This is a genomic window from Collibacillus ludicampi, from assembly GCF_023705585.1.
GTDB classification, from domain to species: Bacteria; Bacillota; Bacilli; order Tumebacillales; family BOQE01; genus Collibacillus; species Collibacillus ludicampi.
In genome coordinates this window covers 1,109,504-1,123,098 of the sequence record NZ_BOQE01000001.1, presented here as the reverse complement: position 1 = coordinate 1,123,098, position 13,595 = coordinate 1,109,504, and the positions used below count along the sequence as shown (strand labels likewise).

Genomic DNA, 13,595 nt, shown 5'->3' with positions numbered 1-13,595 from the left:
GGAGGAAAATGAAGATCTACATGTCTAGAAAACTATCCTTTTCCGCTACCCATGTTTATCGTGTCCCATCATGGAGTGATGAAGAAAATCGACGCGTGTTCGGACCCTGCAGCAATCCCAATGGCCACGGTCATGACTATACGCTAGAAGTGATGGTGAAAGGAGACGTCGATGAAAGATCAGGGATTGTCGTTAATATCACGGAGGTGGATCGTGTAGTCAAGCATCTAGTAAACGAAGAATTGGATGGAAGATTTTTAGATCGGGAACATCCCTATTTCCGTAAACACATTCCAACCACCGAAAATATCGTGAGCTATCTTTGGAACTCCTTACAAGGTAACATGCCCGATAGTGAATTACATAGAATTAGACTTTGGGAAAATCCATTTTTGTATTCCGAAAAGGAGGATGGGTCCATGGTGACGTTAACCCGGAAATATCATTTCTGTACGGCCCACCGTTTACATAGTGATAAACTCTCTGCGGAGGAAAATGTAAAGATCTTTGGTAAATGCAATAACCCTCATGGCCATGGACATAACTATTATCTCGATGTAACGGTAGCCGGCGAACCTGATCCAGTCACCGGTATGATTATCAATTTAGCAGAATTGGATCAAATCGTAGAGAGTATTGTTCTACAGAAGTTTGATCACAAACATTTGAACTTAGATACGGAAGAATTCAAAGAACTGAATCCTACTTCGGAGAATGTCGCAATCGTCATTTGGAAGCTTCTAGCGCCCCATCTTCCCAATCTGCATAAAATCGGTCTTTGGGAAACGGAGAAAAACTACTTTGAATACTTCGGATCAAAAAGAGGTGTTGAGGCCTAATGGATACAAAGCAGCTGCAAGGTAAAACGGTTGCCATTACGGGAGCAAGCCGTGGAATAGGGAAAGAAACAGCCATTCAACTCCGTAAGTTAGGGGCCAAGTTAATTATTGGAAGTAGAAACGAAAAAGAATTACATGATCTGGCCCATCAAATAGATACCGAGGGAGGAAGTGTTCTACCTGTCCCGCTCGATGTTACGGATGAATCCTCCGTTCAGAAGTTCGTAAGCGTTTCCCTTGAACACTTTGGGTCCGTCGATGCCTTAATCAATTGTGCCGGGGTAGGAATGTTCTCCAGCGTACTGGACTCATCCACCGAGGATTTTGATCAGATGATAAACGTTAATCTTCGTGGAACCTACCTCACCTGTAAATACTTCGGTAAGCACATGGTCGAACAAAGAAAAGGTCACATGATCAATCTCGTCTCGATCGCGGGAACCACAATTCTTCCAGGATGCGGGGGATATTCAGCTTCTAAATTCGGTATTTTGGGTTTGACGCGTGTCCTGCAAGCAGAATTACGTTCCAAGGGAGTCCAAGTAACCGCCGTCCTACCCGGTGCCGTGAACAGCAGCTTTTGGGATTCGATTGATCCGAAACCGGATGTATTAGCTATGATTCCTACCTCTGTACTTGCTCAACATCTCGTTTATATCCTTTGTCAGCCAAAAGGAGCTGTTATCGATGAAGTCACAATCATGCCTCCATTAGGTATTTTGTAATCAAAGGCGGTTGAATACGTGAGACGGTTATTCAAGAAGGTATTTCAAAGAAGTACCGAACAGAAACAATATTCACAGCCCCCACCTCTTGCTTCTGGTTTGACGTTGCATGATGTGAAACAAAGAGCTGTTATTGGATACCTTGCTCGACACATGGCACTACGGCTGAATTATGAGGGTGCAGATGAATTGTTCTATCTTGCATTCTCTAGACTTACCTTTGAAAACGAACCGATGAGTGTTGTCGATCGAGAGCTTCCTATCCATTTAGCCGGCTTATTATATTCATGGGTACAAAACAGAGAAAAGATTACGGAGCGACTGAAAGAGTTAAACCTTTCTTTGGATGTAGAGTCTTGTCTGATTGAAACGTATGAGAAGCTTAAAAAACAGATTAAGAGTGAAATGCCTGCTTTTGTACCTCTTTCTAATGAAGAGGAAGTGGTCGTTAATAAAAAAGAGCCTAAGGAAACCGAAGTCGAAGAACAAACGGAACTAAAGGAATGGAAAATCTATCGGGATGTCATGTATGCCGTGACGCAGAGAAAATTCCTCCTGATCTCCAAAGATGAAATCCCTCAATACAAGAAGGGTCGTATTCTCTGTGAAGGTGAGATCAAGAAGCGATCCGATATTCCAAAGTGTAGAAATCTCGCTCATAAAGCATTACAGGAGCTCTCGTTGAACGGAGTAAATGTGATGGGTTGGATATTGATGATCTCAGAAGCGATTACAAACATCCTGAAACATGCGGAAGAAGGAAGGATGACCTTAGTAGAGGACAACGGGGTGATCCGTGTCATTGTGGAAGATAAGGGTCCTGGTTTTTCTCTGAAAGACCTTCCCAATATGACATTATTGGCGGGGTATTCCACAAAGAAATCTTTAGGACAAGGGTTTACATTGATGATGAAAATGGCCAAACAAGTTCTTCTTTATACATCACCCAAAGGTTCAACCATCGTACTGATTATGAACAAGAAAGAGGGTGAATCGTAGATGCATTCCATTGAGGACAGACAAATCAATCCCACCGCAATCGACAAAACCTTATTTACCGCCAGATTTATCAATGGTTTCTGGGACCGTTGGCTCGCTCATGGAGTGGAGAAACAAGATCTGTTTGAAATCCGTCCTACCTTGACCTGCAAAGAAAACTGGATTAATGGCTGGTATCGATTAGCCATAGATAAAAAGAAACAAGCGGATTTTTTGAAACAACAAGAAATGCTTGAACAAGCGGAGTACATGTATCGGATTGCAGGCTTATATTTTAACCTCATGTACTGGATCTTTCCTCAACGCGGGCCGGAAAAGGAAAGATGGTTCCGGGAATGTTTCAGTGCGATCCAGCAAGCGGATACTCTTTCCGCTTATGTGACCACGTATATTTCCTTTGAGCTCGACGGATGTCTTTGTAAAGGACGGCTTCGAATGCCCCAACATCCCAAGGGATGTGTAGTTATGGTGAATCCCCTAGATTCCTCCAAAGAAGAGTTGATAACCTATGAGCTGGATTTTGTTCGGTCCGGTTTTGCTACCGTTAGCTTCGACGGACCGGGGCAAGGCGAGACTTATCTCATGAATGGTATAAAAGGAAATAGGCAGCGGTGGATCCAGTTTGTAAATAAGGTCATTGAGTCTTCATGCCATTCAACGCAAAATCTTCCGATTTACCTGTTTGGTACGAGTTCAGGGGCTTCCTGGGCTATCTATGGAAGCCAACATCCGAAGGTAAGGAAAACTGTGGCAGTCAGTCCGGCTCTTCCTACGGACAAAGTGAGATTGCCCGATTATTTTACCGAAAGAATGAATGAAGTGTTAGAGGGAGCTGATTTTTTACCGTCCCTGGAAATGCTCCCTAAAGACCGAAGAATTCTTCTGTTTCACGGAGGACAGGATGTGATGGTGACCGATCAAGATATTTATGGTTTAAAGGAACAACTGGTTCACAGCCAGTTGGTTGAATACGAGGAAGAGGGCCATTGCTGCAATTTTAAGCTCCACGAAATTCGTCAATTATCCGCGCAGTGGTTTATGGAAGATTAGGAGGAGTCCCCAATGACATTAGATGATTTCCGTAGCATGGTTTCCGAGATTTCGAACATTCCTCTGGAAAAAATCCAAAATCACTCCTCTTTTCAAGAGGATTTGGGTATGGATTCCTTGTCGATGGTGAACCTCATTATCGAGATTTCGAAAAGGTTTGGCTTAGACTTAGGAACCATTCAAAGTTTCGAGGATATCAAAAGTGTGGAGAATTTGTATCGGACTTTGACAGGAGGACGTTCTTTATGAGGACATTCTATGAATGGATTTTTCAGCAACCAGAGGTGAATCTGGAAAAAACAGTATTAGTCACCTTCACAAACACCTATACCTTATCTGACTTAAAAAAGGAGATCGAAAAATATCGGGAACTTCTTCAACAGGAGGGGAGCTTACGCGGAAAAAAGGTCGGATTATTAGTCCCTTCCATTCCGGCATATCTGGCACTTACCATTGCCATTAATCAATGTGGCGGGATCGTGGTTCCTTTAAGTTGGCAATATCGAAAGGAAGATTTAACAAGCGTACTGAACATCACGGCTCCTCACATCATCTTCACCGTAAAGGAACATCAAGGGTTTTTATTCGGTGAGGAAGTGAAGAAATGGGCGAAAGAGAGCGGTAAGCAAACCGTCTTCTACGAATCGGAGGATTCGTTCCATTGGGAAAAGATTGAAATCGCTGGCCTCCCCCGCCCTATCGAACAACAAGAGATTGATTTGATCGGATGCTCATCCGGAAGTACGGGGGTTCCCAAAGGAATCATGTTAACAACGGAGGCGCTCCAAAATTGGTCTGACAATCTGTTGAGTGTAACCCAACTTTCAAAACAGGATTCGGTGTTTCAAACGCTTAATCCGACTGCACCCTATGGACTGGTATGGATGCTATCCTGCCTTCGGACGGGATTGAAAACCATAGCCACGGAGTACCTTGATATTCCGAAAATCATTCCGTTATTAGATCAACACCAATGTAACAAGGTGAACAGTACACCCTCCGTGTTTCAAGGAATCTACACGTTTATTAAACATATGAACCCTGCCATTTTGAATCGTTTTGATCTATGCATCTTTGCGGGGGAGATCATACGGGAAGAATTGATAGAAAGGATAGCCGAAGGAATCAGCTGTGGATTTCTGGGGATCTATGGCTTATCCGAATTAGGGTTATTGATGTATACGCCTGATGATTTACGTAACGGCATTGAATGGGAGGTTTTCTCAGGTGTTGATTTTAAGATTGAGCAGGAAACGGAGGATGGTATCGGAGAGGTCATTTTCCGTTCTCCGAAAGCAGCCTTTACAGGCTATTACCAACGACCGGATTTAACAAAAGATGTTTATTCCGAGGACGGATGGTTTACCACCGGAGATTTGGTGAAACGAACGGAAAATAATCGGCTGAAGATTGTAGGTAGAAAGAAAGACATGATTAAAAAAGGCGGGCAACCTGTTTTTCCTGCAGAAATCGAGAATTTCTTGAATCGTCATCCTTCGGTTTCTCAATCCGCTGTCGTAGGGATCCCGCACCCGGCTTTTGGTGAAGAAATCGTGGCTTTTATTGTTCCGAATGGAACGTGTGATGCGCATGAATTGCGTATGTTTTGTTCGTCCCAGATTGCCAATTTTAAAGTTCCGGATCGATTTATAACCATTCAGGAGATCCCTGTGGTTCAAGGAAAAACCGACAAGGTAACACTACGCAAACTAGCTCAGCGAAGGGTAAAGTAGAGGGGAGTATTCAGTTAGAGGAGAGTATTCAATATGATTACTAACCAGGAACAGACAACGACTTTACGATTTCAATTTTTGATCCGCTCACTCATCACGTTGCTCGTAATTGCATTATTCTCAGGAACGATTCAATTATATTTTATCAATGAACAAATTTCTAAAGATGTAGAGAACCAAGGATTATTAGTCGCTCAAAGTGTTGAACAAGGGATTCAAGAAACCAATATGGCCTCCAAATCGATCGAGCATCAAATCGATTTGAAGTTGATTGCTTGTGCCAAGTATATCAGTGACCAGTTGCAAGGCCGGGGTTTGGGTGAAATAAGGAATGAAGAATTAATAAAAATGCGAGATTCGTTAGGTTTGGCAGGGATCACTCTGTTGGCTCAAAACGGAGATGACGTGATTGGAGTGAAGGCAACTGATCCTAAAGAAGTAGGTTTCTCTTTTAAACAATTCGGTCCTGATGCAACACGTCCCATGTTCGACTTATTAAAAGGAGATGTACCAAGAGTTTCGGGTGGCGCTTATACAGAAAAAAACATCATGGTTCTCCCTATTTCCCAATCGGGTTCCCACACCGATAAACCTGAATTTTTCAAATATGCCTATTATCATCGCCCAGGAGCGAATTATATCATCGATCCTTACATTCAAGCGAACGAGGTTTACCAATTTACGGAACAAGTGGGTCCTAATGCTTGGATCAGCCAAGTCATGAAAAGCAATCCTTTAGTTAAAGAAATAGCGGTTGTCAATCCCCATGTTTTTAAAGATCCTAGTTTGGCGAAGAAATTGTATCCTCCTATGAAAAAGATTGAGTACGGACAATTCAAATTCGAGAGTGAGAAAGATGAGGAAACATTAACCAAGTTGGCCGACAAGCCGGATAAAATCTACTATGTAGAAAAGGTAAACGGAAACAAAGTTTATAAGATGTTCATTCCCTGCAATAAGGATCAAACCATTTACATTGCCTTGGATTATGGAGCCATGAGTTGGCCAATGTATCGCCATTCCATTCTTTTGATTGTGTTCGGTTTGGTATCGATGCTTGGATTGTTTTTCGTTACGGTTGGTTTCTTTCATCGAATCTACGAAAACATTCAACGGATTAAAAAACATATTAAATTGTTGGAAGCCGGTGACTTTACTTCCCGTAGTCACGTGCAGGATAACAATGAACTTAGAAAACTGTCTGAAAGTATCAATCGCATGACCAAAACCTTACATCAGGTACTCAAGGATACGAGTGAGCAGGCCATCAAAGCCCGAAGGATGGCCGTCCTATTGGAAGCTGAAGCCAATCAATCTGTTGAGAAAATGTTTACCATCTCAATGGAAACGACCATGCATGCTCGAGAACAGTTAGAAGAGATGATGAATTCCCTTGATTTCATCGAAAGATATCTTCAATCCAGACCCGAAACCGAAAAAGAGAAAGAGCTTTTGGAGAAGATTCATGTGATGCGACAAATTGCCAAGGATCATACAGCGGCAACGACCGATATGACCCTCACATTATCTGATCTGTTGAAGTCTCTTCATGATCAGTCAAGAGACTTGTCCGATTTATCGAATAACCTTCTTGAACACATAAAAAAATTCAAACTTTAACTCAAAAACCGATAGAAGGATGGATTCCAATGAGTTTAACAATTGATATCCAGAATCAAGACATCCATGTCCTGTTCAAAGTAAATGGTGTACTGGATATTACAACGATAGATGTATTTTCAAGCAAAATTGACGAAATCCCTAGTAATTTTTCTTCTTTGGTCATTGATCTTTCTAACTTAGAATTTATTGATTCTACTGGTATTGGAGCCATTATGGAATTAATTTATTTGGCACAAGAAAAGAGGTTTAAGATTCATCTCGAAGGGATGGATGAAACGACAAAGCAGATTTTTGAAATTGTAGGATTGTTTACAATCCTAGAAGCCCTCCAAAAGGAGCGACTCTAATGAACTTCCGTAATCGATTATCTTTCCATCACCAGCTGAATACAACTCCGAATCTTGAGGAGATGGATAAATTCCTATGGAGGGAAATCAATCTAGCACGAAATATTCAAACCACCTTGTTAAATGGGGAAAAACCAAAGCTGATTAGTGGAGAATTAACCGGTTCATCCATCCCGGCCAGGTTGATTGGTGGAGATTATTATGATTTTTATCCTTTAAACAACGGAAAACTCCGAATCGTAATTGGGGATGTCATGGGGAAAGGTATCCCAGCCGCGATGCTCATGATTTTAACTCGGGGAGCTTTTCGCAGCGCTACGGAGCACACCGCAGGACCGGGTGAAACACTGACCGCGATGAACAATGCCTTGTATAAAGATTTACGTTCGTTGCGCTCTTTTGTCACGGTATTCTGTGCAGATTGGGATCCTAGTACATGTATCCTGACTTACGCAAATGCCGGTCATAATCTTCCGTTACTCGTTAGAGGAAATAAAATAGAAGAACTTCCGAAAGTATCTGGGATTATGTTAGGCGGGTTACCCAATCAAGTTTATCAAGAAGCGAAGCTACAGTTAAAGACAGATGATTATATCTATTTCTATACTGACGGAATCATAGAGGCTCAAAATTCGGAAGGGGAGCAGTTTAAGCGAGAACGGTTGATCAATGTCCTCCTCCAACATCAGCGGAAAAGTGTGAACGAGATTGAAAAAATGGTGATTGATGCGGTCGACTCTTATACAGATGGTACCCCTCTAAAAGACGATATTACGATGGTGATTCTAAAAGTTGGAGAGCAAACCACGGATATATCCAGCTTTAATTCTCCCTATGATTCAAGCATAAAGGAGAAGGAAGAATGAGCGGTAACGGAATCATATCCAAAGGAAAAAACGTAAAAGAAGCGATTGAAGTCGGGTTACAATTGCTAGATGCCACCATACAAGAAGTGGATATCGAGATTATTGAGCCTGAATCTAAAGGTTTTTTGGGCATTGGGTCAAAACCTGCCATTGTCAGGCTCATAAAGAAAAGACCGGTGAACGGCATACATAGAGAGAATCTCTCTACGAAAAAGGATGAACTAGAATTTTCGGTGGAAGAAACCAAACTTGACTTTCCAGATGCGGAAAAATTACCAGCAGAAACAACTCTCTCTTCTACGAGTACCGAACGCATAGGTTACACCAAAGATAGGGGACCCGAAGCGGACAAGGAATTCGGATCGGTATGGGTGAAGGATGGCCGTATTTATTGTAAGGAAACGCCTTCGCATTATCCAATGATCACTCCTGCGAAAGGAGTCTCTCTCTACAAAAACGGAGAGTTAGTGAGAAAAACAACCGTCATATCGGAAAAAGACACAATTAAAGTGGAATTAAATCATGAAATTAAACATACGGAGTGGTCGATCGAACTGGATGAGAAAAAGATGACGGCCACCCTGCATATTCAACCTGGATACAAGAAGACCTGTACCCTTATAGATCAGGAGCCAAATCATCATATCCAGTTGGAGGTAAAAGAAACCGTCGAGGTTTGGAATCACCTCAACCCTAATCACGTTGTCCAAAAAATGCAGGAATTGAACATCAAAACAGGGATTCAAAAGATTGAAATCTTGAAAGCAACCGAAACGACGGAACCAGGGACTTTTGAAATCGCGAAAGGGATTGCGCCTCAAAAAGGAAAAGACGGTTGGCTCGAAATACTTGTTGACACCGAAACGAGATTAAATGGTCCGAATAAATCGGGAGATGGGTCAGTGGATTATCGAGTAATTAAATCGATTGCCAATGTAAATGCTGGACAGGTAATAGCTGTTATTCATCCGCCGCAACCTGGAAAACCGGGTGTAACGGTTACGGGGGAAACCGTTCCTCCGGATCCTGCTCAAGAATTAGTGGTGGAGCTAGGAAGAGGTGTGGATTTCATTGAGAAGGGGAGCAAGATTGTGGCCTTGGGTTCTGGACGACCCAAGTTTGAAATCCGTGGGATGATCGCCAAAATTTCCATTATACCGAAATTACTTCATACGGAAGACGTAAATGTACATTCAGGTAATATTCGGTATACAGGGGATGTTGAAATTCAAGGGAATGTGGATGAGAGAATGTTGGTGGATGCCATCGAGGATGTATTGGTACACGGAAATGTCAATCGTGCCAATATCCAAGCGGGGAACCGAATTTTCATCAATAAGAACGTGATAAACAGCCATCTTACTGCGGGGAAAAGGAATCCTTTTATCTATGAATTGGGGCAGCTGTTAAAGAAAATTCATAGTCAATTAGAAAGTCTTTCTGCTGCGATTAATCAGATCTATTCGGCTCCCGGCTTTAAAACATCAGATATCGCCAAGATGGGATTAAGCTCATTAATACGTATCTTACTTGAGAAAAAGTTCAATACATTACCTCTTGTCATTAAAGAGTATACCCAAATGATAATGAAGGCGGATATGGAACAAATCCTAAATGATGAATATAAGGAACTAGGTAATGAATTAATCAACGGTTTCCTTAAGCTTATTCCCGCCCATTTGAAAGGACCAGAAGACCTGCGGGAATTGATCAAACAGGTGAAAAAACTCTATGAGTTTAGTAACACACCTTTAGAACCCAATGCTTCCATAACGATTCCTTATGCATTCAACAGTGAAATTTTCTGTAGTGGAGACATTTATATTGTCGGGCAAGGAATCATTAACACGAAAATTCATTCTGGCGGGAAGGTCGTCGTAGAGGGATTGCTTCGTGGGGGGGAAATCTATGCGGAGTTCGGAGCCGAAATTGGGGAAGCAGGTACACGTGGAGGCATCCCCACCTGTATTCGAGTCCCCGATGGACAAACCATCAAGATCAAATATGCTTTGGAAGGGACGATTATACAAATAGGAAACAAGTCACATCAATTTCTTCACTTTGAAAAAGATGTATTTGCCAGGATAGACAAGCACGGATATTTACAGTTGCACTAGGATTGGTTGGGAGCGTACACCATATGGGGAAGGGGAAACAGATCCTATTGAACAAGAAAGTACAAAGAGAAAATCTAGAAGAAAATATGGTAAAGTATTGGTTTGCTCAAAGTACCGATGGTCTGATGATCTACAACAAAGAACGAGCGTTTCTTGAAGTGAATGAGAAAGGGGCAGAGATGTTCGGACTGTCCCCATCTGAGATGATTGGAAAAACCCTGAAAGAACTACTCAGAGACCATGCTGCGAGGTTTGATGTATATGTCGAAGAGGCATTAATAAAGAAGCGGGAAGTTTCCGTTGTCCATGATGTCGTTTCTTCTGGTGAAATTAAGTTTTATGATTGTATCTATACCCCAATCCTAAATCCTAACGGGGACGCCATAGGCGTAGGGGTAATCTCTAGAAATGTTACCCGAAGGGAATATGAGAGATCCAGTTTAAATGATGTATTAAGCGATGAATACCTAAAATGTGTGAAACATCTGCAGAATTTGGTCATTAAAATTAAGAAACGCAAAACAGGGGAAATTGTTTTCCTGTTTTCAGAAGGTATTATTGCACATGTATTACGAATCACTACTGATCGTGTGTTTGGAAAGACAGCAAAAGAAGTGTTTCAACCAGACGTTGCGGAACTCGTTGAAGAACATTTTCAAAAGTCTTTTACAGGTAAAGTCGTATATTTCGAATTAACACTCTACGGACTGATTTTCAATACCACACTTTCTCCTATTATCAAGGATGGGAAGGTGGTTGAGGTTTTAGGTTTTATCACGGATATCACCAAAAGGAAGAATATAGAAAAGAAGTTACGAGAAACAGAGGAAAAGTATCAACTACTCGTCAAACTTTCTCCAGAACCGATTATGGTACAGAGAGAAGGAAAAATCTTATATATCAATCCAGCCGGCGTGAAAATGTTGGGGGTACAAGATAAAAATGAATTGATAGGTACATCAATTTTTAAATTTGTACACCCTGATTTTCATGAACGGTTGAAAGTCAGACAAAAACAACTGGAAGATAAAGGGGACCCCGATGTCCTCGAAGCGAAAGTCATTCGTCTGGACGGTCAGCTGGTAGATGTAGAGGTCACAAGTAGTCCCATCACTTATATGGATAAACCAGCTATATTATCTATCATCCGGGATATTACCGTACGAAAGCGCGCGGAAGAAGCTCTTCAAAAAAGCGAAGCCAAATATCGACTGATTGCTGATAACATGTCTGACTTGATTATAGTTTTGGATGTGAACGGGGTGGTTCAATACGCATCCCCATCTCATAAGACAATCTTAGGGTTCTCACCCGAAATGTATGAAGGAAATTCAGCTTTTGATATGGTTCATCCCGAGGACATTCCCTACATTAAAGAAAAGTTTGCAGAGATGATAATAAATAAAAGTCCAACAAGAGTCGAGTTTAGATATAAGCATGTGAATGGAGGATGGATCACGGTAGAAGTCATTGGAACCCCGGTGGTCAATGAGCAAGGAGAAGTTGAACAGGTATTGGTGGTAGGTCGAGATGTAACGGAACAGAGAAAAACAGAGGAACTTTTAAGGAAATCCGAAAAACTGGCTGTCGTTGGGGAATTGGCAGCCGGTGTGGCTCATGAAATTCGGAATCCACTCACGAGCATTAAGGGATTCTTACAGTTCCTAAAACCCCATACGGATGATAAAAAATATTTTGATCTGATGTTATCCGAAATCGACCGGATTGAATCCATCATCAACGAATTTTTACTCTTAGCCAAACCACATACTGTTAAATTTACAGAGAATGATTTATCCGTCTTATTGACTGATATCATGACTTTGATGGAACCTCAAATGTCACTTCGAAATATCCAAATCGAATTGGACATCGAACCTGAGCTTCCTTCCATTTATTGTGAGAGGAATCAACTGAAACAGGTCTTTATTAATATAATTAAAAATGCGATGGAAGCTATGCCGGAGGGTGGTCATATACGAATTCAATGCCGTCGTTACGGAAATGAAAAGATCATGCTTCGTTTTATCGATGAGGGGTGCGGAATTCCTAAAGAACGTTTATCCAAACTTGGAGAACCCTTTTATACCATGAAGGAAAAAGGTACTGGCCTAGGATTAATGGTCTGCTATAAAATCATCGAGAACCATAAAGGTAAAATCGAAATCGAGAGTGAAGAAGGTAAAGGTACCACGGTTAATATCCTTCTTCCTATTCAGCGATCTTAATACTTTATGAGAGGAGAGAATTCCAATGTTTGAATTTCAGATTATACCTGGGGAAGAAAAAACTCAGGTAGCTTTCAAAGGGGATATGGATATTGAAATTACAGAAGTGATGGAAGAAGAAATCCTGCCAGCTCTTCAGCAATATCCCTGTGTAGAGATTAATTTTTCCCAAGTCCCTTTTGTAGATTCGACCGGGATCGGTTTATTTATAAATCTAGTTGAAAAATTGAAAGAAAATAATGTGAGGATTCAAATCACTCATTTATGTCCACAAGTAAGTGAGATTTTTGATTTGCTGCAAATTCCGGATATTTTAGGACGGGAAATTTTTGTTGACCACCCCTCTATTAATCCTGGAAGTTTAACTCCATAAGTTAGAAAAACCGCATCATCACCTGACGTGAAACAAGGAATCGTTATCTCAACGGCAGTCGTGCAAGACAATGGCAAATCTTATGTCTATGTAGTGGATCACAACCAGGATCGATGCAAAGAAGTGACCATCGCGCAACAGGAAGGATCCCAAACGCTGGTTACCAGCGGTCTAATTGACGGTGACTCGGTGATCACCAGCCAACTCCCTCTCTTGAAAGACAATGCGCAGATTACCGTACAACAAAAAAGTTGACGGTTTTACAGAATGACAAGAACCCTGTGTTCCAATTGGATCACAGGGTTTTTCGCTTATTTTCGGCGCAGCGAATCCAGCTTTGAACTGTCTCGAAAAAAAGTAGTGAGTTGTCGATTACAGTTGATACTGCAAAGATCCGGCCGGTCTTGGAGTCCTTTCTAAACAGATGGTGAAGTGGGGAGGATGTTAAGAACGATATAGCAACAAATCTTAAATTGCCGGAACTTCCCTTCCGTTCAACGTCCGATACGATTCAAAAAGTAGCGGTCGTCAATATGTCGGTGGTTGATCCTACAACCAATATTCCGATGCCCATGCAAGCCGTATTTATCATGGCACAACCTTCTATGGTTGTATATTTGCCCGTATCCGGTGTGGAATTCACTCTTGTTTGATCTAATGTTTGTACTCTTGATGCGGTGTTTCACTGGGCGAAG

General features: G+C 41.6%; 13 protein-coding genes. All 13 read left to right on the top strand.

Annotated features, from left to right (window positions below):
* The first annotated feature begins 8 nt into the window (after positions 1–8).
* The 13 genes from DNHGIG_RS05670 to DNHGIG_RS05610 are packed head-to-tail and all read left to right on the top strand — an operon-like array spanning position 9 to position 13,155.
* Positions 9–839 carry a 6-carboxytetrahydropterin synthase gene (locus DNHGIG_RS05670; RefSeq protein ID WP_282198753.1) on the top strand — a complete coding sequence of 277 codons (831 nt, stop codon included), beginning with the start codon at positions 9–11 and terminating at the stop codon, positions 837–839.
* Positions 839–1,564: an SDR family oxidoreductase gene (locus DNHGIG_RS05665; protein ID WP_282198752.1), complete on the top strand. Its 726-nt coding sequence runs from the start codon at positions 839–841 to the stop codon at positions 1,562–1,564. The genes DNHGIG_RS05670 and DNHGIG_RS05665 overlap by 1 nt, the downstream gene beginning before the upstream one ends.
* Positions 1,565–1,582: 18 nt before the next feature.
* Entirely contained in the window at positions 1,583–2,563 is a 981-nt protein-coding gene (locus DNHGIG_RS05660) for an ATP-binding protein (RefSeq protein WP_282198751.1), read from the top strand.
* Entirely contained in the window at positions 2,564–3,613 is a 1,050-nt protein-coding gene (locus DNHGIG_RS05655; RefSeq protein ID WP_282198750.1) for an alpha/beta hydrolase, read from the top strand.
* A gap of 12 nt (positions 3,614–3,625) precedes the next feature.
* A complete protein-coding gene (locus DNHGIG_RS05650) occupies positions 3,626–3,862 on the top strand; it encodes an acyl carrier protein (protein ID WP_282198749.1) in 237 nt (78 codons plus the stop codon).
* Entirely contained in the window at positions 3,859–5,346 is a 1,488-nt protein-coding gene (locus tag DNHGIG_RS05645) for a class I adenylate-forming enzyme family protein (RefSeq protein ID WP_282198748.1), read from the top strand. The genes DNHGIG_RS05650 and DNHGIG_RS05645 overlap by 4 nt, the downstream gene beginning before the upstream one ends.
* A gap of 33 nt (positions 5,347–5,379) precedes the next feature.
* Positions 5,380–6,966, top strand: coding sequence for a methyl-accepting chemotaxis protein (locus DNHGIG_RS05640; protein WP_282198747.1), 1,587 nt, complete (start codon positions 5,380–5,382; stop codon positions 6,964–6,966).
* A 29-nt stretch (positions 6,967–6,995) separates the two neighbouring features.
* The gene (locus tag DNHGIG_RS05635) at positions 6,996–7,316 is read left to right on the top strand and encodes an STAS domain-containing protein (RefSeq protein WP_282198746.1); all 321 of its coding nucleotides are present in this window, start codon (positions 6,996–6,998) and stop codon (positions 7,314–7,316) included.
* Positions 7,316–8,182, top strand: coding sequence for a PP2C family protein-serine/threonine phosphatase (locus DNHGIG_RS05630; RefSeq protein WP_282198745.1), 867 nt, complete (start codon positions 7,316–7,318; stop codon positions 8,180–8,182). Before DNHGIG_RS05635 ends, DNHGIG_RS05630 begins: the two co-directional genes overlap by 1 nt.
* On the top strand, positions 8,179–10,299 hold the full coding sequence (locus DNHGIG_RS05625) for a FapA family protein (protein WP_282198744.1): 2,121 nt from the start codon (positions 8,179–8,181) through the stop codon (positions 10,297–10,299). Before DNHGIG_RS05630 ends, DNHGIG_RS05625 begins: the two co-directional genes overlap by 4 nt.
* 23 nt (positions 10,300–10,322) lie before the next feature.
* Entirely contained in the window at positions 10,323–12,527 is a 2,205-nt protein-coding gene (locus DNHGIG_RS05620) for a PAS domain S-box protein (protein WP_282198743.1), read from the top strand.
* A gap of 25 nt (positions 12,528–12,552) precedes the next feature.
* On the top strand, positions 12,553–12,900 hold the full coding sequence (locus tag DNHGIG_RS05615) for an STAS domain-containing protein (protein ID WP_282198742.1): 348 nt from the start codon (positions 12,553–12,555) through the stop codon (positions 12,898–12,900).
* A gap of 27 nt (positions 12,901–12,927) precedes the next feature.
* A complete protein-coding gene (locus tag DNHGIG_RS05610) occupies positions 12,928–13,155 on the top strand; it encodes a permuted SH3 domain-containing protein (RefSeq protein ID WP_282198741.1) in 228 nt (75 codons plus the stop codon).
* Positions 13,156–13,595 lie beyond the last annotated feature (440 nt).